Below are 25593 nucleotides of genomic sequence, written 5' to 3' on the forward strand. Positions count from 1 at the left end.
GGTGGCGCGGACGCCTACGGAAGCGAAGCTGCAGTGACTGACTCAAGTCCCACCCCTCCGAATCGGCAGGATCCGCAACTGGATCCGGCTGATGACGCTGACGAACCCGCGTTCGACTGGATGAAGCCGAGCTCCGCGGACAAGCGCCCCGCCGCGTCTTCTGCCGGCGCAGCAGGTACGGATGCCGGCAACGCTCCGGACACCGCGGCCGCGCCGGCGGCAACGGCGCCGTCCCTGTCCACGCCGTCCCCAACCACGCCCTCCACCACGACGGCGGGCGGCCGCCAGGCCGGCAGCCGCGCGGACCGCAAAGCCGCGGAAGCCGCCGTCGAACCGGCTCCCAGGGGCAAYGGCGCGCACTTCAGTGAGCCGCTGCCCACCTCCGCGCTGCAGGTCCGCCCGCCGGAGGAGGAAGTTCAACGCCGGAACGCCGAACGGGAACACGCGGCGAACGCCAAGCCGGTAGTCCCGCGCGTGATGCAGGTCCTGCTGGCCGTGTGCTTCCCGGTCATCCTGCTGGTGCTGGCAGTCCGCGCCGTCGCCAGCCCCCTGTTCCTCTGGGTGGAATACAACCGTCCGGGTTTTCCGGGCGACGGCTATGGCTTCAGCAGCGACGACCGCATGACGTACGGCTCGTATGCCGTGGACTACCTCAGCAACTGGTCTGGACCGCGGTACCTTGGCGAACTCGTCAACCGCAGCGGCGACAAGCTGTTCGGGGAAGGCGAAGTCAGCCACATGGCCGACGTCAAGGTCGTCATCCTGTCCGCCTTCGGCGCCGGAGCCGTGCTGATCCTGCTCAGCCTGATCGCCGTGATTTACTTGCGGCGCCGCAGCCCCGGGGGAGTCCGGCGCGGGCTTTTCGCAGGGTCCATCATCACCCTCGTCATCATCATCAGCCTGGGCGTGCTGGCCGCGCTTGGCTGGGAACAGTTCTTCGCCCAGTTCCACAGCGTCTTCTTCGCCAGCGGCACCTGGACGTTCGCGCTGCAGGACACCCTGATCCGGCTCTTCCCGGGCCAGTTCTGGGTAGACGGCGGGATCGTAGTCGCCGGCCTGGTGCTGATCGCCTCACTCGTCACGCTCGTCCTCACCTGGCCGACGCGCAAGCGCCGCGGGCTGCCGAAAAAGGGTGCCGCGGACGTGGAAACGGATCCGGCGGGGGACGAACCGACTGAAGCCGACCCCGAAGCCGCTGTCCCCGCCAAGCGGTCCCGCTTCCGCCGGGAAAGGACAGGCAAGTCCGGAGGATCCACCGCCGGCGGCGGAGCCACCGCGGACGCGTCCGCCACTGAAGAAACGGTGGATGAAACTGTGGATCCGGCCGCCGGAAACACCGCCACGGCGGCGTCGGCAGTGAACCGCCCCGGCACAGCCTCCTCGGGGACCGGGGATTCGGGGAGCCCGGACTCCGGGACGCGCGGCACGCCGATGCGGGGTCACTCCAGCACCGTCTAGGCGCAGGAACCCACACCCGGCAGGCATTGATCTGTGCCGCGAAGTCACGGACGACGGCGGCGCGCTTGAGTTTCAGCGAAGGGGTCAGGTGCCCCGACTCCTCGGTGAAGTCGGCGTCCAGCACAACGAAGCTGCGGATGGATTCGGCCTGGGAGACAAGGGCGTTGGCCTCGTCCACGGCGCGCTGCAGGGCCACGCGGACCAGGTCGTTGCCCTTGGCCTCGGCGGGGCTCATCACGGGCACTTTGTGCACGGCGCACCAGTTTTCCAGTCCGTCCGGGTCCAGGTTGATCAGGGCCGACACGAAGGGCCTGCCGTCGCCGACTACCACAGCCTGCAGAACCAGTTCGTGTTCGCGGATCTTCTCCTCAAGAGGCCCGGGGGCGACGTTCTTGCCGCCGGCCGTGACCAGCAGGTCCTTCTTCCGGCCGGTGATCGTCAGGAAGCCGTCCTGGTCCAGCGACCCGAGGTCGCCGGTCCGGAAGAACCCGTCCACAAACGCCTCCGCATTGGCCGCGGCGTTGTTGTGGTAGCCCTTGAAGACGCCGATGCCCTTGACCAGGATCTCGCCGTCCTCGGCGACCCGGATGGTGGTTCCGGGCACCGGGATGCCGACAGTGCCCACCTTGGACCGCGTCGGCGTGTTGGCCGTGCACGGTGCCGTGGTTTCGGTGAGGCCGTAGCCTTCGAGGACGGGGATGCCGGCGCCGCGGAAGAAGTGCGCGTCGTGGGGGCTCAGCGGGCTTGCCCCCGAAACGGTGTAGTGGAGCTGGCCGCCGAAAGCCTGGCGCAGCTTGGGGTACAGCAGCCGGTCGAAGAGGGCATGCTTGGCCCGGGTCACCAGTCCGGGGCCGGCGCCGTCGCCGCGCGCGGCAGCGTCGAGGGCCCTGGAGTAGTCGATGGCGACGGCGGCGGCCGCCTCGAACAGGCGTTCCTTCCCCGCGAGGGCCGCCTTGTGGGCGGCGCCGGCGTAGACCTTCTCGAAGATCCGGGGCACCACCAGCAGGAACGATGGCTTGAAGCTGGCCAGGTCCTCCAGCAGTTCCTTGGCGGTGGCGGTGTGGCCCACAGTTGTCCCGGCGCTCAGGCAGATCACCTGGACAGCGCGGGCCAGGACGTGGGCCAGCGGGAGAAACATCAGGGTCCGGGTGCGGGGCTGCAGCAGGATCTCCGGAAGGAACAGCACAATGTTCCTCGCGACCAGGGCGAAGTTCCCGTGCGTGACTTCGCAGCCCTTGGGCCGGCCCGTGGTTCCGGACGTGTAAACGAGTGAGGCAACGTCCGCGAGCCCGGCCGCGGACCGGTGCCGCTCCAGTTCGGCGTCGCCGACTCCGGTGCCGGCCGCGGCCAGGCTGGCGAGGTTGGGGGCGTCGCCGTCGTAGTCCATCCGCACGACGGGGAGAATGGTGTCGCCCAGCAGCCCGGAGCTGTCCAGTACCCCCTGGACCAGGCCGGCCTTTGCCTCGTCCTGCGCGAAGATGCGCCGCGCCGCCGAGTCGTGCAGGATCCATTCGATCTGGCTGGCCGAGGACGTTTCATAGATGGGAACGGCGACGCCGCCGGCGAACCAGATGGCAAAGTCCACCACGGTCCACTCATACCGGGTGGCTGACATTACCGCCACGGTTTCCCCGGGGGTGATGCCGCCTGCAATCAGGCCCTTGGCGAGTGCCCGCACCTGGTCCAGGAACTGCTGTGCGGTGACATCGGCCCAGCCGGCCGGTCCTTTGCGGGAGTAGAGGGCGTGCACCGGGTCCTTGGCGTGCTGCTCCAGGAGCAGGTCCGTTACGTTGCTGCCCGGATCGAGCTCGACGAGCAGTCCGGTGCTTGCTTCTCTCACAGCCGTTTCTCCATTCCGGGTCCGCCTCGTGCCGGCGGACGTCCCCTGCAATCCTGCCCTAGATCCAGGACGGCATCCACATCCGGAACCGCCAATCCTGGTAGGTGATGGTCTCGGCGGTCCACACCGGATAGAAGAAGGCCGAGACGACCACGGCCGTGACCACAAAGAGGGTCACGAGGAGGAGTCCGGAACGCCGGCGCCACGGCGGGTCCGTGCGCTGTCCCAGGACAAGGCCCAGCCCGTAGGCGAGGGCCAGGATCAGGAAGGGCTCAAAGGACACGGCGTAGAAGAAGAACATGGTGCGTTCCGGGTACAGGAACCAGGGCAGGTAACCTGCGGCCACGGCCGCGAGGACGGCGCCCGCACGCCAGTCGCGGCGCCCGGCCCACCAGAAGAGCAGCACGCCCAGGCAGACGGCGGCACTCCACCAGATGACGGGGTTGCCGACGGACAGGATCGCCGTTGTGCAGCTGGCGGTATCGCACCCCGGGCTGCCCTGCTTGGGGGATTCGTAGAAGAACGACGTGGGCCGGCCAAGCACCAGCCAGCTCCAGGCGCTGGCCTCGTACGGGTGGTCCGAGCTGAGCCCCTGGTGGAACTTGTAGGCTTCCAGATGGTAGTGCGCGAGGGACCGGACGGCGTTGGGCAGCCAGCCCCATTCCGCCGAGGGAACCGTCTCGGCCCAGTTCCGGAAGTAAGCGTCCTTGGAGCGGAACCAGCCGGTCCAGCTGGCGGCGTACACCAGCGCGGCCACCGGGACGATGCTGAGAAAGGCCGGAATGCCGTCCTTGAGGATCCCGCCGCTGATCCAGCCATGGATTCCAGCGATCCGGCGCGCGCTCAGGTCCCAGAAAACCGTCAGCAGCCCGAATCCGGCCAGGAAGAACAGCGCCGACCATTTTGTGCCGACAGCCAGTCCGAGGCACACCCCGGCCGCCAGGCGCCACCAGCGGATGCCCAGCCAGGGGCCAGACGCCAGTTGGAGCAGGCCGGGCCGCCCGTCCGGCGAAGCTGCGGCCTGCCGGCCCAGCCGCCTTGCAAGCCGGCGGCGGCCGTCGTCGCGGTCCATCAGCAGGGCGCCAAACGCGGCGAGAACCCAGAACATCAGGAAGATATCCAGCAGGGAGGTCCGGGACATCACCAGATGGTGGCCGTCCACGGCCAGCAGCACACCGGCCACCGCCCCGAGGGTCAGCGAGCGGAAGAGCTTCTGGGCAATCAGGGCCAGCAGGAAAATGGACAGGGTGCCTGTCAGGGCCGCCCCGAACCGCCAGCCGAAGGGATTGTCCGCGCCGAACAGCCACATGCCGGCGGCGATCATCCATTTCCCGACCGGCGGGTGGACCACGTACTCGGGGCCGGGCAGCAGTACACCGGGATTGCCCGCGATGAAGGCGTCATTGGCCTTGTCCGGCCATGCCCGTTCGTAGCCGCTGACCAGGAACGAGTAGCCGTCCTTGACGTAGTAGGTTTCATCGAAGACCAGGTTTCGGGGCGAATCCAGCCGGACGAAGCGCAGGATTCCGCCGAGGGCCGCGGTGATGACCGGTATGAGCCAGAACCACAGCCGGAGCGGGGGCGGATAGTCCCGCCAGCTCCGGATGTTGCCGATCAGGCGGCCCTTCAGGGCCTCGGGCGTGAATGCTTCCGCCGGGCGGCTGATCCAGCGGTGCCCCTCCAGGTTGCGTCCGGGGCTGGTGGCTGAGGGCGCCGATCCGGTGGAACCGGCGTCGACAGGCCGCGTGGGGGTCTGCGTCACGATGCCCATGCTACCTTTTGCGGCTGTGGTCTCCGGCCGTGCCGTTCGCCCGGTTCGTCAGCCAGGTTCACCACCCGGGTCCGTCGGCCTGCGTGAGGTGCCGGCAGTAGGCTGGTCGTGTGGACCCTCAACTCAGCACCTCCCCAAATCTTTCCGGCGACGCCCCGGGGCTGCCCGACGACGTCGAGGATGGCGCCGGTCCCGGTGAAAGCCCCCTGACGGCGCCGGCGGCCCAAAGCGGCGGTCCCGGGCGGATTGTGCTGGCCGCGACCCCGATCGGCAACGTCGGCGACGCCACGTACCGGCTGGTCGAGCTGCTGACGACGGCGGACATCGTCGCCGCCGAAGACACCCGGCGGCTGCACCGCCTGGTCCAGAACCTCGGCATCACCGTGGCGGGCAGGATCATCAGCTACCACGAGCACAACGAGGCCGCCAAGACCGGCGACCTGCTGGACCAGGTGCGCGCCGGCAAGACCCTGGTGATGGTGACCGACGCCGGCATGCCGTCTGTCTCGGACCCCGGCTTCCGCCTGGTCGAGGGTGCCGTGGCCGCGGGGTTGACGGTCACAGCGGCTCCCGGACCGTCGGCGGTGCTCACCGCCCTCGCGCTCTCCGGCCTGCCGACCGACCGCTTCTGTTTCGAGGGGTTCCTGCCCCGCAAGGCCGGAGAACGGTCCTCCCGCCTCGCCGATCTCGACGCCGAGCGCCGCACCATGGTCTTTTTCGAGGCACCGCACCGGCTGGAACCCATGCTCCGTGCGCTGCGTGAACGGTTCGGCGCGGACCGGAGTGCCGCCGTCTGCCGGGAACTGACCAAGACCTACGAAGAGGTCATCCGCGGCACCCTGCGCGAACTGCTGGAGTGGGCCGAATCCAGCGAGGTGCGCGGCGAGATCGCCGTAGTCGTGGGCGGCGCCCCTGAGCGGGAGCCGGGCAAAGCGGAAGACCACGTGGCGGACGTCAACGCGCTGATTGCGCAGGGAATCCGGCTCAAGGAGGCTGTCGCGGCCGTGGCCGAGGATGCCCGGGTCAGCAAGCGGGAACTCTACTCCGCCGTGCTCGCAGCCCGGTAGCCGGGCCGGCCCGCGGCCGGAACGCCTGCTGTGCACCTGCACAGCGAACCCCGCGCGACGTAGTGCGGGGATGCGTAGACAGCCCGGAGAATCCGGCAGTACCGTGGCAGTAAATCCAGTGCATCCGAATGGTCATTCGGACAGTGCTGAATCCCAACCCATTCACCCAACCGCTGACGAGGGAGTCAACCGTGACTGTAACTGCCCAGCCCATTGTTACCGCCGAGCGCGAGAGCGCCCTGCTGGCCACTGTTCCCACAGGTCTGCTGATCGACGGCCGGTGGCGCCCGGCCGCGTCCGGGAAGACCTTCGACGTGGAGGATCCCTCGACCGGCAAGGTCCTGCTGAGCCTCGCCGACGCCGGCCCGGAAGACGGGGCGGCGGCGCTGGATGCCGCGGCCGCCGCGCAGGAATCCTGGGCGAAGGTTCCCCCGCGGGAGCGCGGGGAGATCCTGCGCGGCGCCTTCGAACTCGTCACTGAACGGGCCGAGGACTTCGCGCTGCTGATGACGCTGGAGATGGGCAAGCCGCTGGCCGAGGCCCGCGGCGAGGTCACCTACGGCGCGGAGTTCCTGCGCTGGTTCTCCGAGGAGGCCGTGCGCGCCTTCGGCCGGTATTCGGTGTCCCCGGACGGGAAGTCCCGGCTGCTGGTGACGAAGAAGCCGGTGGGCCCGTGCCTGCTCATCACGCCGTGGAACTTCCCGCTGGCCATGGCCACCCGCAAGGTCGCCCCCGCGGTCGCCGCGGGCTGCACGATGGTGCTGAAGTCCGCGAACCTGACTCCGCTGACGTCCCAGCTGTTCGCCGCCGTGATGCTGGAGGCCGGGCTGCCCGCGGGCGTGCTCAATGTCATCCCGACCTCCACGGCCGGCGCCACCACGGGGCCGCTGATCAAGGACTCCCGGCTCCGGAAGCTGTCCTTCACCGGGTCCACCGAGGTCGGCCGCCGGCTGCTCTCGGACGCCTCGGAGACGGTCCTGCGGACGTCGATGGAGCTCGGCGGGAACGCCCCGTTCGTGGTGTTCGAGGACGCCGACGTCGACGCCGCCGTCGCGGGGGCGATGCTGGCGAAGCTGCGGAACATGGGCGAGGCCTGCACCGCGGCCAACCGGTTCATCGTGCACGAGTCCGTCGCGGATGAGTTCGCGGAGAAGTTCGCCGCGAAGATGGCCGGCATGACCACCGCCCGCGGCACCGAGGCGGAGTCCAAGGTCGGCCCGCTGATCGATGCCAAGAGCCGGGACAAGGTCCACGAGCTCGTCTCCGATGCCGTGTCCGCCGGTGCGGTGGCCGTGATCGGCGGCGCCGCGGTCGAGGGTCCGGGCTACTTCTACCAGCCCACGATCCTCAAGGGCGTCACCGAGGGCACCCGGATCCTGTCCGAGGAGATCTTCGGGCCGGTCGCGCCGATCATCACCTTCGACTCCGAGGACGAGGCCATCCGGCTCGCGAACAACACCGAGTACGGCCTGGTGGCCTACGTCTTCACGCGGGACCTGAACCGCGGGATCCGGATGGGTGAACGCCTCGAGACCGGCATGCTGGGCCTGAACGCCGGCGTGGTCTCGAACGCCGCGGCACCCTTTGGCGGGGTCAAGCAGTCCGGCCTGGGCCGCGAAGGCGGCCTCGAGGGCATCGAGGAATACCTCTACACCCAGTACATCGGCATCGCCGACCCCTACGCCGGCTAAGAACCCCGGCTGCCGGCAAGCCTTTTCAGCTCCGGCGCAGCCAGCGCACCCGGCGCACCGCCCCGCGGGTCCTTGACCAGGCCCGTGCCAGGCCGCGCCGGGTGCTCTGTGCTGTGCGGCGCGCGGCGCGGAACGGCGCCGTGGCGGCCCGCCGCCAGGCGGCCATGATGGAGGGCGGAAGCCACGCCGCACGGAACCGCACCAGCGGACCGGCATGGGAGCGCAGCGCGGCGCTGACCGCTGCGATCCGGTGGGCCCCCGACGGTTCCGGGGTGGCGTCGCCGTCGGGCCCGGACGGCGGGCGTCCGTATTGCCGGCGTTCGAAGTCCACCGTGAGGGATTTGACGGCCTGGTGGCTGTCCGCGTCCACGCCTCCGGGCTCTCCGAGGGCCCCCGCAGCGCGCAGCCGTTCGGAGAAATGACGCGGAGTCTCACTGGTCTGTGGCGCCACACCGTAATCCATGGCGAGGTCACGCAGCTCCGCCCAGGCCTGCAACGCTGCTGCGCCGTGTCCCCGGGCACCGTTGAGCCGGCGGCGGCGGAGTGCCGTCCGCGCCAGGTGCGGCGACGCCAGCACCAGGCCGAGGAACAGCAGTGCCCCGGCGGAGTAGAGCACGGGCAACATCACGCTAACCGGGTCCGCCTGCGGGGCCGAGCCCGGGAGCGGCAGCGGCGCCACGTTGGGCAGCGGCGTGGGGTTGGCGGAGTTGCCCGGGAGGAGGCCATCGTTGTTTTCGTTCGTGCTGGCGCCGCTGGGCGCCTGGGCTTCCGTGGCATAGGACGGGACCACTCCGCGCGAAGGGGTCGGCTCGAAGGGGACCCAGCCCAATCCTTGGAAGTACAGTTCCGGCCACGCATGGGCATCCCGGGCATCGACCTCATATTCCGGCAGGGCACCCTGGCCGCCGATAGAGACTGTGGCGCCCGTTGACCGCCCGGGGGCATAGCCCACGGCGATGCGGCTGGGGATGCCTTCCAGCCTGGCCATCACGGCCATGGCCGAAGCGAAATGGATGCAGTATCCGCTCTTTTGGGTCAGGAAGTCCGCCAGTACGGACAGTCCGTTGCCGTCATAGCCGCCCTGCACCGGGGACTGCAGGGAATACGTGAAATCGACGGAGCGCAGGTAACGCTGGATGGCCATGGCCCGTGCGTACGCAGTGGTGCTTCCGGCGGTCACGGCATCGGCGGTGGTGCGCACGATCTCGGGGACGTTGTCCGGCGTCCGGATGAACTGCTCAGGGACTCCCTGCGCCGGGCCCGTGGCCTGGGCCAGCAGGTCCGGGGTGAGCTGCGGGGCGACCGAGAGCACCACATACTGCTGGTCACGGGTGTTGGCGTCGACCCCCTTGATGCTCAGGGTGGCCGGATCCCAGCTCCAGCGGCCGCTGAGGCCGTTGACTGCCTCCGGGGCGTAGGGCGCCGGCAGGTAGGGACTGGTGAACTGGCCGGTGTTGACCGCGGTGACCACCCGGACCTCCGTGGCGATGGACTCGAAGCCCGGGTCCATCCGCCCCGTGCCCATCCGGCGCGTATCGTCGCGGTCATCCGGTGCCCAGTTGTCGCCGTTGAAATTGTCCACGGTCACGGAACGCAAGTAAGGGGTGCTGGGCGCGTTCGTGGCAAAGGTGATGCGGCCGTCGCCGGTGGGGCTGCGCAGGCTGTTGCCAAGGCTGATCATCGGGTTGAGCCCCGAGGCGCTGCCGAAGGGGTTCAGCCGCGAGCCTTGCGGGAACGTCCCCTGGTCGAACCCCGGGACCACCAGCTGGAGCAGCAGGGTGACCGTCAGCGCCACGGCGCCTATCACGGCCCCGCGCCGGAACTGGCCAGGATTTCGCGCGGTGTCGGCGCCGGTCCGCGGGTCGGGCGCGAACCAGTGGCTGCAGCCGAGGATCAGGAGGTAGCCGGCGGCGGCCGCGGCGAAGCCCAGCGCGCCGACGCTCTGCGGCTTGATCATCGCGGGAACGATCAGGATGGCGAGGATCCCGAGGCCGCTCGTGGCCGGCATCGCCAGGGGATAGGCGAGGGCATCGACCAGGATCACCAGCAGCCCCAGGGCGGCGCAGACCAGCAGGACGATCCCGGCATTCGGGGCCACCGGCGCGCTTTCCCCGAGCACCGTCTCACTGGCCCGGCGAACGTACCGTCCCAGCTGCGTCATGGTGGCGCCCGAGGGAATGAAGCCAAGGATGCTTTGCGGGCGGAAAAAGGTGAACGTCAGGATCAGCGCAAGCGCCCCCAGCGCACCGGCCATCACGAACACGCTGCGCCACCGGAGCGCGCGGAGGCCGGCCAGGGTGAACGCCACCGTGAGGACCGTCGAGAGGACGGGGGAGTACCAGGCCCATCCCCGCAGCACGCCGTTCAGGCTCAGCGCCGCACCTCCGACGGCGACTGCCACGGCGAGGGCCATGAGCCAGGGCTGTGCGCCGACCTTCGTCCGGGCTCTCCGGGTCCCCGGGAAGGAACCCGGCCCCGGAGGGGCGCCGCCGCCGGCGGACACTCCGGGCTGGCCGGAGTGCGCGCTGCGTTGTGGTGTCAGTGTCATGGCCGGACCCCCGCGCCGCGCCGCACATCGGTTGCAGCCGACAGCGTCTCGGCCCCGCCCTCGTCGAAGGCCGCCCACGCCGCGGGCAGGGACGCCGAGGGGGTCACGGCGACCGCCCGCCAACCGCCGAGCCGGAGGGTTTCGAGCACGTCGTCGAGTTCCCGGGACCCCTCCGTGACGACCAGGGCGAACGCGTTAGCGGCAAAGCCGGCAGCCGGGGACAACGCGCGGGCCTCGGCCGGCGTGAGGTTTCCCAGGATCGCCAGCACCGGCCCCCGCATCCGGTGGGCCGCCAGTTTGTCCATGAGCCGGTCGTCGAACGGCTGCGGGCCGGCCTCCGCCCCCAGGGGGTGGCGGCCGCGCGCCCGGGGGGAGCCTGCGTCCCTGGCGTCCCTGCGGTGGTGGGACCCGGTCAGCTGGATCGCTGCGAGGCTCTCGGCGACGGACTGCAGCCCGGAAGCGCCGATGAACTCCTCGGCCTCCGGCTCGGGTGCTGACGGCGAATGCTGGAATGCGGGCTCGCCGGCGGCGTCGAGGAAACGCAGCGCGTAGCTCCGCTCGGACAGATGGGCGCCGATGGACATCGCGGCCGTCACGGCCCACTCGAAGGAGTCGCTGGTGATGAGGTCGTGGCCGTCCGGGACTCCAGCGCCAAGCTGATCGGGTACGCGGGAACCGGTCCCTCGCGGGCCGGCGCCGAAGGGGAGGCGGGGATGTGAATTCGAGCCGGCAGAAAATGCGCCTCGGGTGAAGGCCGGGAACCGCTGGTCGAGGATGATGGTTGCCTCGGGAGTCGTGACGGACTCCTCCTGGCGGACCATCAGCTCCCCGTGCCGTGCCGTCGCGGCCCAATGCACGCGGCGCATGGGATCGCCGTGACGGTATTCCCGGGTCATGACGTCGTCGTCGCTCGGGTTGGCCCGGACGCGGGTGGCGGTGACGCCGTCGTGCCCCCGGGCGCCGGCCAGCCCGGTCACGGGCAGTTCGACGGCGGCGGGCGTCACGGTGAGGATGTCGCCGGCGTCGATGGCGTGGCGGTGCAGGGACAGCCCGAAAGGGTCGCTGAACTCGGCCGTGACGGGCCCGATAACGAACTGGCCGCGTTTGCCGGACCGCAAATGGTATTCATACCGGCTGGCCCCGCCCGTGGACGACCGCGCCGGGAACCGGAATACCGGGGATTCGCCGAACCGGGGAGGCAGGTGTTCCTCCATGAGGGCGTGGCCGGAACCAAATCCGGTGCGGGCGACGGCCAGTCGGACCGTCGTCGTGGCCGCAGTTTCCACACTGGCGGGGTTGAATTCCCGGTAGACCTGGAAATTCGGCTTGAGTACCCGGGTTCCTGCCAGCGAAAGCACCGGCAGGGCAAACAGCAGGACAGCCAGCGCCAGCAGGTCCCGGCGTCCCATCACCTGGGCCGCGAGCAGGAAAACCGCGCCCGCGCCCAGCAGGCCCCAGCCGCGGGATGTGAAGATGTGCCTCGGGAACCGGTCGATCAGCGCCACGGCAAGGCCACCTAGCGGCTGTTCGGCAGTGTGGCCGCCGGGGCGGCCGCCATGGCGGCAGCCTTGTCACGGGCGGCACGGCCGGCGGATGCGGGCGCCGCCGCCGCCATCTCCGGGCTGACCGGGAGCTTCGCCAGCACGGCACGGATCACGCTCTGCGCGGTCTCGCCGGTGCTCGCAGCTTTGCGGTCCAAAATGATCCGGTGGGCCAGGACGGATTCGGCAACGCTGACGACGTCGTCCGGCAGCACAAAGTCCCGGCCCTCCAGGGCCGCGGTGGCCTTCGCCGCGCGCAGCAGCTGGAGCATGGACCGGGGGCTGGCGCCGAGCCGGAGCATCCCGCTGTCCCTCGTCGCGCGGCCCAGGGACACGGTGTATTCCTTGATCGACTGGGAGACATAGACCTGCCGCACCGTCGCGATCATGGACGCGACCTCGCCGGCGGTGACGACGGCGGTGACCTTGGTCAGCGGGGACGTCGACTGGTGGGTTTCCAGCATTTCCATCTCGGCGTCCTTGTCCGGGTACCCCATGGAGATCCGTGCCATAAAACGGTCCCGCTGCGCCTCCGGGAGCGGGTAGGTGCCCTCCATCTCAATCGGGTTCTGGGTGGCCACCACCATGAAGGGCTCATCGAGCTTGTAGGACTTGCCGTCCACGGTGACCTGGTGTTCCTCCATGCATTCCAGGAGCGCGGACTGCGTCTTGGCCGACGCACGGTTGATTTCGTCTCCGATGACGATGTTCGCGAACACCGCTCCGGGCCGGAACTCGAAGGACCGGGAGGCCTGGTTGTAGATGGACACGCCCGTGACATCGGAGGGCAGCAGGTCGGGGGTGAACTGGATGCGGCTCACGGAACAGTCGATCGTGCGGGCCAGTGTCTTCGCCAGCAGCGTCTTGCCGACGCCCGGGACGTCCTCAAGGAGCAGATGGCCCTGTGCCAGCAGCACGGTCAGGGCCAGTTTGGCCGCTTCCGCCTTGCCATCGATCACGGTGTTAATTGCGGTCAGGATGCGCTCGCTGGCGGAGCTGAACGCCTCCGCATCCATGGCCGCCGGCGGCTGGGCCGGACGCCGGGTACCCGGGCGTGAGGTCACGGCTGAATCTTCCCTGAGGCCCTGGCCCTCAGGGAGGGCTTCGTCTAGGGAGATGCGGTGGTAGTCCATCGGTAGCCTTTCAGCCCTGGTGGTTTCCCGGGACGGATCGGCATGGAGCGTGCCGGCCCACTCGTCGGGTGGTTGCCTGTGTTCCTGACCGTCTGTGTTCCTAGCCGTCTGTTCTCTGACCATTGTTTACATCCGTTGTAATAGCCAGTGTTTATAACAGAGTACTAACATAACTGCCGGGCCTGACAGAGAGTTCCGGTGAAATATCTGCCGGCCCCCACAGGGAAGCGGTGCGGGTAACGGCTCGGGAAATGGCGCGGGCAGGTTAACTCCGCCCCGCGGGCCGGGTACAGCCGGCCGGAGGACCGCCGATAGGGTAGAAAGATGTGCAATCCGCTGACTCCCGTCCCGTTCCGCGCGCCCGGCAGTGACGGCGCCGGCAGGCAGGGCTACCCGCCGGCGCCGGAGCCGCTTCCGGTTGCGGTCATGGACAACCACACACACCTGGATTTCCCCACGGAGGGACTGAAGGTCGGCATTGGCGACGCCCTGGATGCCGCCGAGGCCGTCGGGGTCCGGGGTGCCGTGCAGGTGGGGTGCGACCTCGAATCGTCCAGGTTTACGGTGCAGGCGGTCGAGCTGGATACACGGCTCCTGGGTGCCGTCGCGCTGCACCCCAATGACGCTCCGGAGTACGCCGCCCGCGGCGAACTCGAGGCGGCCTTGGCCGAGATCGAAGCCCTCGCGGCACACCCGCGGATCCGGGCCATCGGCGAGACCGGACTGGATTTCTTCCGAACGGAGGGCGAGGGGCTGGCCCACCAGCGCTATTCCTTCCGCCGGCACATCGATATTGCCAAGCGCCTCGGGCTGACGCTGCAGATCCACGACCGTGACGCCCACGACGACGTCGTCCAGGTTCTGCGGGAGGAAGGCGCCCCTGAACGGGTGGTGTTCCACTGCTTCTCCGGCGGGGACGAGCTGGCCCGGATCTGCAACAGCGAGGGCTGGTACATGTCCTTCGCGGGGACACTGACGTTCAAGAACGCCGCCAACCTGCGTGCCGCGCTCGCCATCGCCGAGCCGGAACGGATCCTTGTTGAAACCGACGCCCCGTTCCTCACGCCTCACCCCCACCGGGGGCGGCCAAACGCGAGCTACATGGTGCCCTACACCGTCCGGGCGATGGCCGAATTGACTGGATGGGAGCTCTCGGAACTGTGTGCGCGAATCGCCGGAAATACCGTGCAGGCATACGGGTCCTGGGACTGATGTGACGAAAGTAAACGTGGATCGCTAGATACCCGGTATGCACGATTTGTTGGTTGCTTTATAACGCTCCGGTTACAGTGGACAACTATTAGCCGGGGTCGGGGAAGGCCTTCGGATAATTTCACTCCTGCAGGGCGCGCATCGTGGCCAACGAACCATGGGCGCGCTCTCGTTTGTGAGTGTGGCAGTGCACACAGCTGTCGCGGACATAACGCACCCCCGCGGTGCTGCCTCAAGGCTGTCCGCGGCGGGTGAATCTGTGCGCTTTTCCCCGTGCCCGGATGGTCCAAAAGATACGGGCAATCGTGGTCAAGTTCTTTACATCGGATGGCAAGTTCAGCTTCGTCAAGGTCGGCACTCAGCTCGTCGTTCTTGCGGCGCTCGTGCTGGGACTCGTCGCCTTCGTGGGCAACAACAAGACAGTCACCCTCAACGTTGACGGCAAAGTGAGTTCCGTCCAGACCTTCGGCGGCACTGTCGGCCAGGTCGTGAAGGGTGCCAACCTCGAACTCCAGGCCGCCGACAGGGTCACGCCTGCAGCTGACTCCCATGTCCAGGACGGGTCCGTCATCAACGTCAACCTCGCCAAGGCCGTCAAGGTCAGCCTGGACGGCGCGGAACGGACCATCAACACCACTGCCCCCACGGTCGAAGGCCTCGTGACGGAACTCGGCGTCGCCAGCGCCTCGGAACTGTCCGTTCCGAAGGAAGCGCAGCTCGCCGTCTCCGGTTCCTTCGTTTCCATCTCGACGCCGAAGACCGTGAGCGTCGTTGCTGACGGCAAGGCCGCCAAGACCACAACGACGGCCGCCGACGTCTCCCAGCTGCTCGCCGACGCCGGTATCACGCTGGGCGCCAGCGACCGCGTCTCGCAGCCGGGCAACGCGCCGGTTGTCAATGACATGGTGATCAAGGTTTCCCGCGTGGACGCCAGCAAGACGGCGGACGAGACCGCGGCCGTCCCGTTTGAAACCCTCACCACGGAAGACGCCGCGATGACCAAGGGCGAGAAGAAAGTGACCCAGCGTGGTGTGGCCGGGAGCATCAACAAGAGCTTCAAGCTCGTGCTCGTCGACGGCCGAGAAGCCTCCCGCACACTGGTTGCCCAGTCCGTCAGCACCCAGCCGGTCACCGAGAAGGTCACCGTCGGCACCAAGCCCAAGGCTGCAGCCCAGGCCGGCGCGAACACCGGCGCCGGAGCCCCCGCCATGATGAACGAGGCCATGTGGGACAAGATCGCGCAGTGCGAGTCCACCGGCAACTGGTCCATCAACAACGGCAACGGCTACTACGGCGGCCTGCAGTTCGACATCCGGACCTGGCTCGGTTCCGGTGGCGGCGCGTACGCCCCGAACGCCAGCCTGGCCACCAAGGCCCAGCAGATCGACATCGCCAACCGGGTCTACGCACAGCGCGGCCTGCAGCCGTGGGGCTGCGGTTGGGCAGCCTCACGCTAGAGGCACACGCCAGACCCTCCGGCTCCGGCTGAGGGGGATTGACTCTCCACGGCGTCCGCAGCAGTTGACCACGGCTGCGGACGCCCGGCACAGGCCGGGTCCGGATTTCCGGGCCCGGCCTTCGCCATGCCCGGCATGGGCAACGGGATAGGATACCTAGGTGACTGAACCGACCCCCTCCGCGCCAGGCAGTACGCCGATCACTGCTCCCGGCGGCACGCCAGCGAACGCACCCGCCCCGCTGATGGGAGCCTCGGACATCCGCCGGCTGGCAGAGGAGATCGGGGTCCGGCCCACCAAGACCCTCGGCCAAAACTTTGTTATTGACGGCAACACTATCCGCAGGATCGTCGCTGCCGCCGACATCCACCCGGACGAGATCGTCCTGGAGGTGGGGCCGGGGCTGGGGTCGCTCACCCTGGGCCTGCTGGATGCCGCCCGCTCGGTTGTCGCCGTCGAAATCGATCCGGTCCTCGCGGGCAAGCTCCCCGCCACCGTCGCCCAGTGGCGGCCGAAAGCCGCCGGGAATTTCCACCTTGTCCTGGCCGATGCCATGCGCGTCACCGAACTCCCCGTGCAGCCGACAGCGCTCGTGGCAAACCTCCCGTACAACGTTGCCGTCCCGGTGGTCCTGCACCTCCTGCAGCACTTCCCGAGCCTCCGCCACGGACTGGTCATGGTCCAGGACGAGGTTGCCGACAGGCTCGCAGCCGGGCCCGGGTCCAAAACCTACGGCGTGCCCTCGGTCAAGGCGGCCTGGTACAGCAGCATGCGCAAGGCCGGCGTCATCGGCATGAACGTTTTCTGGCCAGCACCCAAGATCCACTCCGGCCTCGTGGCGTTCACCCGCCGGGAACCACCCGTCACCACTGCCACCCGGGAACAGGTGTTCGCCGTCATCGATGCCGCCTTCGCCCAGCGCCGCAAGACCCTCCGCGCCGCACTGGCCGGATGGGCCGGCAGCGCGGCGGAGGCCGAGCGGTGCCTTCGGGCCGCAGGCGTCGATCCCACGGCGCGGGGCGAAGTGATCGACATTGCGGCGTTTTCCCGGATCGCCGAAGCACGGGCACTGCCGGTTCAGTGAGCGCCGCGGCAGTTCCCGGACGGAGAACCCGCCCAGAGGCTGTGCTTGGAGCCTGACCCTGCCATGCCATAGCGTGGAGCCATGAACGCAGTGAGAGGGCGCTTTGCCGCGAGGACTGTCCGGGTCAAGGCTCCCGGTAAGGTAAACGTCTCACTGGATGTGGGCCCCCTGCGGCCGGACGGCTACCACTCGGTGGCCAGCGTTTATCTCGCCGTCTCGCTCTACGAAGAAGTTGCCGCCACGAGCACGGACACCGGGGAAATAACCGTCAGCATCAGCCCGGCTAGCACCCTCGACCTCGACGGCGTCGACATTCCCCTCGATGAGCGCAACCTGGCCTACAAGGCCGCCGCCATCATGACCGACGTCTCCGAGCACTCCACCGGCGTGCACCTCGAAATCACGAAGCGGGTGCCCGTGGCCGGCGGCATGGGAGGCGGCTCAGCCGACGCGGCAGCCACCTTGCTCGCCTGTGACGCGCTGTGGAACAGCGGGCTGTCCCGCGACGAACTCGCCCACCTTGCCGCGGAACTCGGCGCCGACGTGCCGTTCTCCCTGCTCGGCGGAACCGCTGTCGGACTCGGTTTGGGCGACGAACTCTCGCCGGCCCTCGTCAAAGCCCAGACCGACTGGGTCCTGGTGTCAGCGGACTTCGGCCTGCCCACCCCGGAGGTCTACCGGACCCTGGACCGGCTGCGCGCGGCCGAGGGGGCACTGGCCGACGAACCCACGGGCGTGGACCCGATGATCCTCCACGCCCTGCGCAGCGGTGACGCCGACGCCCTGAGCCGGGCGCTGATCAACGACCTCCAACGCGCCTCCATTGAGCTGGCGCCCAGCCTCCGGGAGACACTCGGGCTCGGTGAATCCCTGGGGGCGATCGCCGGAATTGTCTCCGGCTCCGGACCGACGGTCGCGCTGCTGGCACACAGCCCCGCGGCGGCCGAGGGCCTGGCCGAAGACCTCCGGCACCACGGCCTCGACGCCATGGCGGTGCACGGTCCGGTTCACGGGGCACGCATCATCTCCGATACGCTCCTTTAATAGGTTCGTCGTCTTCCGCACGACGTATTTGCCTCGGGCCGATCCGGCCTGACCAACTTTTGCTCGATATTTCGCTTGTCATTTTTCTCTAGGAAAGCAGTTCCCAGTGGCACACCTGCTCGGCGGCGAGAACCTCACGGTCTCGTATGCAACCCGTACCGTCCTCGATGGCATCACCCTCGGCCTTGAAGAGGGCGACCGGATCGGCATGGTGGGCCGCAACGGCGACGGAAAGTCAACCCTCATGCGGCTGTTGGCGATGCGCTCCACCCCGGACTCCGGCCGGGTGACCAAGCGCAGCGAAGTCAACATCGGCTACCTGGACCAGAGCGACGTACTCGACGGCGACCTCACCGTCGGCGCGGCAATCGTGGGGGACCAGGCTGACTATGAATGGGCCCGCAATCCCCAGATCCGCGAAGTCATGGGCGGACTCGTGTCCGACGTCGACTGGCACGCCAACGTCCATGCGCTCTCCGGCGGGCAGAAGCGGCGTGTGGCGCTGGCGAAGCTGCTGATCGAGGACCACGACGTCATCATGCTCGACGAGCCCACCAACCACCTCGACGTCGAAGGCGTCGCGTGGCTTTCCCGGCACCTGAAGACCCGGTGGCGGGCCAACCAGGGCGCCTTCCTGGTGGTCACCCACGACCGCTGGTTCCTCGATGAAGTCTGCAACAAGACGTGGGAAATCCACGACGGCATCATGGACCCGTTCGACGGCGGATACGCCGCCTATGTGCTGGCCCGCGCCGAACGCGACCGCTCGGCGTCGGTTGTGGAAAGCAAGCGCCAGCAGCTCGTCAAGAAGGAGCTCGCCTGGCTGCGCCGCGGCGCGCCGGCCCGCACGGCCAAGCCCAAGTTCCGGATCGAGGCGGCCAACGCCCTGATCGCCGATGTCCCCGAGCCGCGCGACTCGACGGCGCTGAGCAAGATGGCCACCGCCCGGCTCGGCAAGGACGTCCTGGACCTCGAGAACGTCTCCCTCGACTTCCTTGGTGGCGACGCCGGGCAGAAGCTCTTCGACAACATCACCCTGCGGCTTGCGCCGGGTGAGCGGCTGGGCCTCGTGGGCGTCAACGGCGCCGGCAAGACCACCCTGCTGAAGCTCCTCAACGGCGAAATCCAGCCCAGCTCCGGCAAGGTCAAACGCGGCAAGACGGTGGTCACCGCGGTCCTCACCCAGGAGGTCAAGGAGCTCGACGACGTCTCGGACCTGCGCGTGATCGAAGTGATCGAACGCGAAAAGCGCTCCTTCAACGTCGGCGGCAAGGAATTCACCGCCGGCCAGCTCGTGGAGCAGCTCGGCTTCACCAACGAGAAGCAGTGGACCCCGGTCAAGGACCTCTCCGGTGGCGAACGCCGGCGGCTCCAGCTCCTGCGCCTGCTCGTGGGGGAGCCCAACGTGCTGATGCTCGATGAGCCCACCAACGACCTCGACACCGACACCCTCGCCGCCGTCGAGGACGTCCTGGACGGCTGGCCGGGCACGCTCGTGGTCGTCAGCCACGACCGCTACCTGCTGGAACGCGTCACAGACCACCAGATGGCGCTCCTCGGCGACGGCAAGATCCGCGCCCTGCCCCGCGGCGTCGACCAGTACCTGGAACTGCGCGAAGCGGCGATGGCCGGCTCCACCATCACCGGCGGTGGCAACCCCGTCACCGCCGCCAGCGGCGGCGCCGCTACCGTAGCCGGCCCCTCGGAAGCCGAGAAGCGGGACGCCCGTAAGGCCAAGAACCGGATCGACCGCCAGCTGGGCAAGCTCAAACAGCAGGAAGACAAGATCCACGCCCAGATGACCGCCGCAGCCGCCGACCCCTCCGCCGTCGGCCAGCTCGCCGGGCTCAACAAGCAGCTCAAGGATCTCTCCGTCGAACGCGAAACCCTCGAGCTCGAATGGCTGGGAGCCCTGGAAGTCCTCGGCGAATAGGTGTCACAGCTGGCTTCTGGCTGGGTTGGGTGCCGGAGCCGGTCCTTCCGCGTCGCTTAGCGCGTAAGTCCCTTCCCAACACTCGCAAGCTCGCGTCGGGGCCCGCGGGACGACGCTTACGACGCAAAGGGGACGTTCCGGTCGCTGGGCGACCTCCGCGTCCCGATGCGCCGCGATGCGCTCCTTTCGGAAGAACCGCCTCCGGCGCTCCGAGCGTCACCTTTACCGAGGGGAACAGCCCCCGAACGGAACGGTCCGCACCAGCGGCGCGCGGCCTTCGGCATCTGCGAACGGTGACCGTCACGGTAGGCGACCTTCGGCGAACGTGACTTTCGGCAACTGCGATCGGTGACCGTCACTGTAGGGGACCTTTGGCGAACTGCCGGCACAAGTGGCGCGGGGGGCCTTCGCGTAGTCGCGCATCGCGGCGCATCGGGCTCCGGAGGTCGCTCAGCGACCGCAGGGGCCCTTTTGCGTCGTGTCTAAGCGACGGCGGAGGGGTCCCGCGCCGCGGAGGTGGGCACGTGCGACGGCGAAGGGCCGCTGCGCCGCGAAGGTGACCACGTGCGACGGCGAAGGTCCCGTGCGCCGCGAAGGTGGGCACACCGGAAAGTTGCCCCCAGGACTAGTCGTCGCTGCGGAGGTCGGGGTCTTTTTGGAGGCCTGTGAGGCCGTTCCAGGCGAGGTTGACCAGGTGCGCGGCTACTTCGCGTTTGTCCGGGGTCCGGCTGTCCTGCCACCACTGGCCCGTCATGGCCACCATGCCGACCAGCATTTGCGCGTACATCGCCCCGTCGGCCGATGTGAAGCCGCGGCGGGCGAACTCGTCGGCCAGAATGTACTCCACACGCGCCGTGACGCGCGAGAGCAGGGTGGAAAAGGCCCCTTCGGGCTGGGTCGGCGGGGCGTCGCGCATGAGGATGCGGAAGCCTTCGGTGCGGTCCTCGATGTAGCTGAGCAGCGCCAGCGCGGCCCGTTCGACCAGGACACGCGGCTTGGCTTCCTCGGACAGTGCGTCGTTGATGGAGCTCAGGAGGATCCGGAACTCGTATTCGACGACCTGGGTGTACAGGCCTTCCTTAGAGCCGAAGTGCTCATAGATCACGGGTTTGGAGACGCCGGCGGCGGCGGCGATTTCCTCGATGGTGGTTCCGTCCAGCCCGCGGAGCGCGAACAGTCCGCGGCCGATGCCGATCAGCTGGCTGCGGCGCTGGGGACCCGTCATCCGGATCCGGGGTACGTAGTCGGCGGACCTAACCGGCCTGCCGCTGCGGCCCTCCGCCCCTCCGGATACCCCTGCGCTGTTGCTCACAGCACCATCATGCCCCATCAGCCACAGGGAGGGGCCAGCCCCACCCTGCACGCCGCAGCAACACCGGGCGGCAACGCGGTATGGCAGAATTGATTCTCGTGCCACAGGCTCAGCGCCTTGGCATGGTCCGCCCTGGTGTAATGGCAGCACCCCGGCCTTTGGAGCCGTGGAGTATAGGTTCGAGTCCTATGGGCGGAACTGGTGGCCGTCGCGGGGCCGGTAAAGGGCGCCCGGCGGACGCGGGCCGGTGCGAGTCCAGTAGGATGAATATGGCGCCGCGGCCGGACTCCGGCCCGCCCGGGCCGCGCGGATCCGGCAACCGTGGTGCACCACCAAGCCTCAGCCGCCGGCCACCCAGATCCACCGAACAGCGGCATGAGCTAAGCCACTGAGCAAGGAGAGCCCGTACGTGAGCCCCGAGAATACCGGCCCAGCCGCCGTAATCGTCCTAGCTGCAGGCGCCGGTACCCGGATGAAGTCCCGTACCCCCAAGATCCTCCACGAGATCGGCGGCCGTTCACTCGTCGGCCACGCGCTGCACGCGGCCCGCACCATCCGGCCGCAGGAACTGGCCCTCGTCGTCCGGCATGAACGCGACCTCGTGGCTGCCCACATCGCCGCAGTGGACCCAGCCGCCCTGATTGTCGACCAGGACGAGGTGCCCGGCACCGGCCGCGCCGTCGAAGCCGCCCTCGATGCGCTCGACGCGCTCCACCCCCAGGCGCAGCTCAGCGGAACGGTCGTGGTCACCTACGGCGACGTCCCGCTGCTCACCGGCCAGCTGCTCGGCGAGCTCGTCGCCAGCCACGAGGCCGGGCGCAACGCCGTCACCGTCCTCACCGCCGTCCTGGATGACGCAACCGGCTACGGCCGTATTCTCCGCGCCGCTGACGGAACGGTCACCGGCATCCGGGAGCACAAGGACGCCACGGACGCCGAACGCGAAATCCGGGAGATCAACTCCGGCATCTACGCCTTCGACGCCGCCGTACTGCGCGACTCGCTGGGCCACGTCACCACCGACAACGCCCAGGGCGAAAAGTACCTCACCGACGTGCTGGGCCTGGCCCGCGCCGCCGGGGGCCGCGTCGCCGCCGTCGTCACCGAAGACCGCTGGCAGGTCGAGGGCGCCAACGACCGGGTCCAGCTCTCGGCCCTCGGTGCCGAGCTCAACCGGCGCACCGTCGAGGCGTGGATGCGTGCCGGCGTCACCGTCGTAGACCCGTCCACCACCTGGATCGACGCCACTGTCACCCTGGACGAGGACGTGCGGCTGCTGCCGAACATCCAGCTGCACGGCACCACCACGGTGGCGCGCGACGCCGTCGTCGGCCCGGACTCTACCCTCACCGACGTCCAGGTGGGGGAGGGCGCCAAAGTGATCCGCACCCACGGTTCCGGCTCCACGATCGGCGCCAAGGCGAGCGTCGGCCCGTTCACTTACCTGCGCCCCGGCACCGTCCTCGGTGCGACCGGTAAAATCGGCGCCTTCTACGAGACCAAGAACGTCACCATCGGCCGAGGCTCCAAGCTTTCCCACCTGGGCTACGCCGGCGACGCCGAGATCGGCGAAGACACCAACATCGGCTGCGGAAACATCACTGCGAACTACGACGGCGAGAAGAAGCACCGCACGGTCATCGGTTCCGGCGTGCGCACCGGCTCCAACACCGTTTTTGTTGCTCCCGTCCAGGTCGGCGACGGCGCCTACAGCGGCGCCGGCGCAGTAATCCGCCGCGACGTGCCGCCCGGCGCCCTGGTCCTGTCCCTGGCCAAGCAGCAGAACGCCGAGGGTTGGGTCCTGGAGAACCGCCCTGGCTCGCTCTCCGCGTCCCTGGCCGAGGCGTCCGGCGCCACCACGACTTCCTCCAGTACTCCGGCATCTACAGAAGAGGGCTAGCAAAAATGAGCGAAATTACGGCACGCGGCGAGAAGAAGCTGGTGCTAGCCGCTGGGCGCGCGCATCCCGAGCTGGCGAGGGAAATCGCCAAGGAGCTCGGCACCGAGCTGCTGCCCCTGGATGCCTACGACTTCGCCAACGGCGAGATCTACGTCCGGGCAGGGGAGAGCGTGCGAGGCACCGATGCCTTCGTCATCCAGGCGCACCCCGCCCCGCTGAACAACTGGCTGATGGAACAGCTCATCATGATCGATTCGCTCAAGCGGGCCTCGGCCAAGCGCATCACCGTGGTGTCCCCGTTCTACCCGTACGCCCGGCAGGACAAGAAGGGCCGCGGCCGCGAACCGATCTCCGCGCGCCTCGTTGCCGACCTCTACAAGACCGCGGGCGCGGACCGGATCATGAGCGTGGACCTGCACACCTCCCAGATCCAGGGCTTCTTCGACGGTCCCGTGGACCACCTCATGGCCATCCCGCTGCTCGCGGACTACATCCGCACCCGCGTCGGCGCTGACGACATCACCGTGGTTTCCCCGGACACCGGCCGCGTCCGCGTCGCCGAGCAGTGGGCCGAGCGCCTCGGCGGGGCGCCGCTGGCGTTCGTCCACAAGAGCCGCGACCTCACCGTTCCGAACCAGGCCGTCTCCAAGACGGTCGTCGGCCAGATCGAAGGCCGCACCTGTGTGCTGATCGACGACATGATCGACACCGGCGGAACCATTTCCGGCGCGGTCCAGGTGCTCAAGAACGCCGGCGCCAAGGACGTCATCATCGCGGCAACACACGCAGTCTTCTCCGACCCGGCGGCCCAGCGGCTCTCCGAGTCCGGCGCCCGCGAGGTCGTGGTCACGAACACCCTGCCGATCGAAGCAAGCAAGCGCTTCCCGCAGCTCACCGTGCTGTCCATCGCACCGCTGATTGCCCGCGCCATCCGCGAAGTGTTCGACGACGGCTCGGTGACCAGCCTGTTCGACGGCAACGCGTAGCCTCCCGCTGGGGCAGGCCCGAGTCTGCTCCAGCCTGCTCAAGCGCCCGCCGGTGCGGGGCCGTTTTCAGAATTGCGGCCCCGCACTGGTAGCCTTGAACCGAAACCTTGGCGAGGGAGAGCGCCGGTAGACCGCTTGCATGAGTTGTATGCACGGTCAGCCGGATTGCTGGTATCCGTTATCGACTGGGTCTGAATCTCCTTCTGAAGGGCCGCTGCACAGCAGCCCGGCGTTGAAGGTCGCAAACAGACCTCCGCCCTTGCTGAACACCGTTAGTCCCACAGCTTGAAATCCAACGAGGAGATATCCATGGCTGAGCAGAAGCTCGCAGCAGAAGTCCGCACCGAATTCGGCAAGGGCTTCGCCCGCCGCGCCCGCATGGCCAACCTGATCCCGGCCGTCATCTACGGCCACGGCGCCGAGCCGATCCACATCACCCTGCCGTCGAAGGCCACCACCCTGGCCGTGCGCACCGCCAACGCCCTGCTGACCCTGGACATCAACGGCGAACAGCACCTTGCCCTCGTCAAGGACATCCAGCGCAACCCGATCAAGCAGATCATCGAGCACCTGGACCTGTTGACCGTCCGTACCGGCGAGAAGGTCACCGTGGACGTCCCCGTCCACCTCAGTGGCGAACTGGCTCCGGGCAACGTCCACAACCTGGAAATGACCACCGTCTCCCTCGAGGCCGAGGCCACCCACCTGCCGACCGCCATCGAGGTCAGCATCGAAGGCCGCGCAGCCGGCGAGCACATCCACGCTTCCGACCTCGTCCTGCCGAAGGGCGCCACCCTGCTGGCCGACCCCGAGGCACTCGTGGTCAACATCTCCGAAGCCACCGAAGTCACCGAGGAAGAGGCGTCCGAAGGGGCTACCGCCGAAGCTTCCGAGGCATCAGCCGAGTAATTCCGGCGAAACCTCCGGCGGCCGGGTCCCTCTAGGGCCCGGCCGCCGTCGTCTCCGGCCGGAATGCCGGTCCCCGGGGCCGGGAACTGCCCTTTAGCGAAGGACTCACCCATGACTGACACCTGGCTGATCGTAGGCCTTGGCAACCCGGGAGCGGAGTACGCCCACAACCGGCATAACGTAGGGCAGATGGTCCTTGACGAACTCGCTTCCCGGATCGGGAGCGGCTTCAAGTCGCACAAGTCCCGGGCCCATGTCCTGGAAGGGCGGCTCGGTATCGGCGGCCCCCGGGTGGTGCTGGCCAAGCCCCTGAGCTACATGAACGTTTCCGGCGGCCCGGTCGCGGCGCTGGCGAATTTCTACGGCATCGAACCAGGCCAGGTCATCGCCGTGCACGACGAGATCGACATTCCCTTTGACACCGTGAAGCTGAAGCTCGGCGGGGGCGAGGGTGGCCACAACGGGCTGCGGGATATTTCCAAGGCCCTCGCCACCAAGGACTACTTGCGGGTCCGGGTCGGTGTAGGACGCCCGCCAGGCAGGATGGACACCGCAGACTTTGTGCTGAAGGACTTTTCCGGCGCGGAAAAGAAGGAACTGCCCTTCCTGATCGATACAGCGGCAGACGCCGTCGAGACGCTGGTCCGTGATGGCCTGCTGGAAGCCCAGCAACAGTTCCACGCCGCGAAGACGCCCTAGCCGGAACC

17 protein-coding genes, 1 tRNA gene and 1 pseudogene are annotated in these 25593 nt (G+C 68.5%); 13 read left to right on the plus strand and 6 right to left on the minus strand.

Going from position 1 to position 25593, the window contains the following annotated elements:
* The first annotated feature begins 33 nt into the window (after nucleotides 1–33).
* Entirely contained in the window at nucleotides 34–1458 is a 1425-nt protein-coding gene (locus AB4Y67_RS10985; protein ID WP_441405802.1) for a TIGR01906 family membrane protein, read from the plus strand.
* A gap of 28 nt (nucleotides 1459–1486) precedes the next feature.
* On the opposite strand, the pseudogene AB4Y67_RS10990 reads toward AB4Y67_RS10985, so the two are convergent.
* Both AB4Y67_RS10990 and AB4Y67_RS10995 read right to left on the minus strand, forming a co-directional pair.
* A pseudogene (locus tag AB4Y67_RS10990) lies at nucleotides 1487–3298 on the minus strand (AMP-dependent synthetase/ligase); the annotation flags it as partial.
* 58 nt (nucleotides 3299–3356) lie between these two features.
* On the minus strand, nucleotides 3357–5069 hold the full coding sequence (locus AB4Y67_RS10995) for a dolichyl-phosphate-mannose--protein mannosyltransferase (protein WP_441405803.1): 1713 nt from the start codon (nucleotides 5067–5069) through the stop codon (nucleotides 3357–3359).
* Nucleotides 5070–5275: 206 nt separating this feature from the next.
* Here AB4Y67_RS10995 and rsmI point away from each other — a divergent pair, with 206 nt between their 5' ends.
* Together rsmI and AB4Y67_RS11005 are read left to right on the plus strand one after the other, a co-directional pair.
* Nucleotides 5276–6136, plus strand: coding sequence for a 16S rRNA (cytidine(1402)-2'-O)-methyltransferase (gene rsmI / locus AB4Y67_RS11000; RefSeq protein ID WP_441405849.1), 861 nt, complete (start codon nucleotides 5276–5278; stop codon nucleotides 6134–6136).
* Between the two features lie 191 nt (nucleotides 6137–6327).
* Nucleotides 6328–7827 (plus strand): NAD-dependent succinate-semialdehyde dehydrogenase, encoded by a 1500-nt coding sequence (locus tag AB4Y67_RS11005; RefSeq protein WP_441405804.1) that lies wholly within the window; start codon nucleotides 6328–6330, stop codon nucleotides 7825–7827.
* A gap of 25 nt (nucleotides 7828–7852) precedes the next feature.
* Here AB4Y67_RS11005 and AB4Y67_RS11010 read toward each other — a convergent pair whose 3' ends face one another.
* From AB4Y67_RS11010 to AB4Y67_RS11020, 3 genes are read right to left on the minus strand one after another with little or no spacing between them, the layout of a single operon-like run.
* Nucleotides 7853–10375, minus strand: a complete 2523-nt coding sequence (locus tag AB4Y67_RS11010; protein ID WP_441405805.1) for a transglutaminase family protein — start codon at nucleotides 10373–10375, stop codon at nucleotides 7853–7855.
* A complete protein-coding gene (locus AB4Y67_RS11015; RefSeq protein WP_441405806.1) occupies nucleotides 10372–11880 on the minus strand; it encodes a DUF58 domain-containing protein in 1509 nt (502 codons plus the stop codon). The genes AB4Y67_RS11010 and AB4Y67_RS11015 overlap by 4 nt, the downstream gene beginning before the upstream one ends.
* A gap of 11 nt (nucleotides 11881–11891) precedes the next feature.
* Nucleotides 11892–12932, minus strand: coding sequence for an AAA family ATPase (locus tag AB4Y67_RS11020; protein ID WP_441405850.1), 1041 nt, complete (start codon nucleotides 12930–12932; stop codon nucleotides 11892–11894).
* Between the two features lie 441 nt (nucleotides 12933–13373).
* On the opposite strand from AB4Y67_RS11020, the gene AB4Y67_RS11025 reads away from it, so the two are divergent.
* The 5 genes from AB4Y67_RS11025 (at nucleotide 13374) to AB4Y67_RS11045 (ending at nucleotide 19779) form a co-directional block, all read left to right on the plus strand.
* A complete protein-coding gene (locus AB4Y67_RS11025) occupies nucleotides 13374–14261 on the plus strand; it encodes a TatD family hydrolase (protein ID WP_441405807.1) in 888 nt (295 codons plus the stop codon).
* 281 nt (nucleotides 14262–14542) lie between these two features.
* Nucleotides 14543–15718, plus strand: a complete 1176-nt coding sequence (locus AB4Y67_RS11030) for a ubiquitin-like domain-containing protein (RefSeq protein WP_441405808.1) — start codon at nucleotides 14543–14545, stop codon at nucleotides 15716–15718.
* Nucleotides 15719–15962: 244 nt separating this feature from the next.
* A complete protein-coding gene (rsmA, locus tag AB4Y67_RS11035; protein WP_441405851.1) occupies nucleotides 15963–16802 on the plus strand; it encodes a 16S rRNA (adenine(1518)-N(6)/adenine(1519)-N(6))-dimethyltransferase RsmA in 840 nt (279 codons plus the stop codon).
* 81 nt (nucleotides 16803–16883) lie between these two features.
* A complete protein-coding gene (locus AB4Y67_RS11040) occupies nucleotides 16884–17846 on the plus strand; it encodes a 4-(cytidine 5'-diphospho)-2-C-methyl-D-erythritol kinase (RefSeq protein WP_441405809.1) in 963 nt (320 codons plus the stop codon).
* Between the two features lie 106 nt (nucleotides 17847–17952).
* A complete protein-coding gene (locus AB4Y67_RS11045; RefSeq protein WP_441405810.1) occupies nucleotides 17953–19779 on the plus strand; it encodes an ABC-F family ATP-binding cassette domain-containing protein in 1827 nt (608 codons plus the stop codon).
* 625 nt (nucleotides 19780–20404) lie between these two features.
* Here the strand turns inward: AB4Y67_RS11045 and AB4Y67_RS11050 are convergent.
* The gene (locus tag AB4Y67_RS11050; protein ID WP_441405852.1) at nucleotides 20405–21004 is read right to left on the minus strand and encodes a TetR/AcrR family transcriptional regulator; all 600 of its coding nucleotides are present in this window, start codon (nucleotides 21002–21004) and stop codon (nucleotides 20405–20407) included.
* Nucleotides 21005–21217: 213 nt separating this feature from the next.
* Between AB4Y67_RS11050 and AB4Y67_RS11055 the strand changes: the two genes are divergently transcribed.
* The 5 genes from AB4Y67_RS11055 to pth all read left to right on the plus strand — a co-directional run bounded on the left by AB4Y67_RS11055 (nucleotide 21218) and on the right by pth (nucleotide 25585).
* Nucleotides 21218–21289 (plus strand) — tRNA-Gln (locus tag AB4Y67_RS11055).
* A 211-nt stretch (nucleotides 21290–21500) separates the two neighbouring features.
* Entirely contained in the window at nucleotides 21501–22991 is a 1491-nt protein-coding gene (gene glmU / locus AB4Y67_RS11060) for a bifunctional UDP-N-acetylglucosamine diphosphorylase/glucosamine-1-phosphate N-acetyltransferase GlmU (RefSeq protein WP_441405811.1), read from the plus strand.
* Nucleotides 22992–22996: 5 nt separating this feature from the next.
* A complete protein-coding gene (locus tag AB4Y67_RS11065) occupies nucleotides 22997–23977 on the plus strand; it encodes a ribose-phosphate diphosphokinase (RefSeq protein WP_441405812.1) in 981 nt (326 codons plus the stop codon).
* A gap of 309 nt (nucleotides 23978–24286) precedes the next feature.
* Nucleotides 24287–24886: a 50S ribosomal protein L25/general stress protein Ctc gene (locus AB4Y67_RS11070; protein WP_441405813.1), complete on the plus strand. Its 600-nt coding sequence runs from the start codon at nucleotides 24287–24289 to the stop codon at nucleotides 24884–24886.
* Between the two features lie 111 nt (nucleotides 24887–24997).
* Complete coding sequence (gene pth / locus AB4Y67_RS11075) at nucleotides 24998–25585, plus strand: aminoacyl-tRNA hydrolase (protein ID WP_441405814.1); 588 nt, start codon at nucleotides 24998–25000, stop codon at nucleotides 25583–25585.
* Nucleotides 25586–25593: the final 8 nt, after the last annotated feature.

The sequence above is a fragment of the Arthrobacter sp. YAF17 genome, from assembly GCF_052113365.1.
GTDB lineage: Bacteria > Actinomycetota > Actinomycetes > Actinomycetales > Micrococcaceae > Arthrobacter.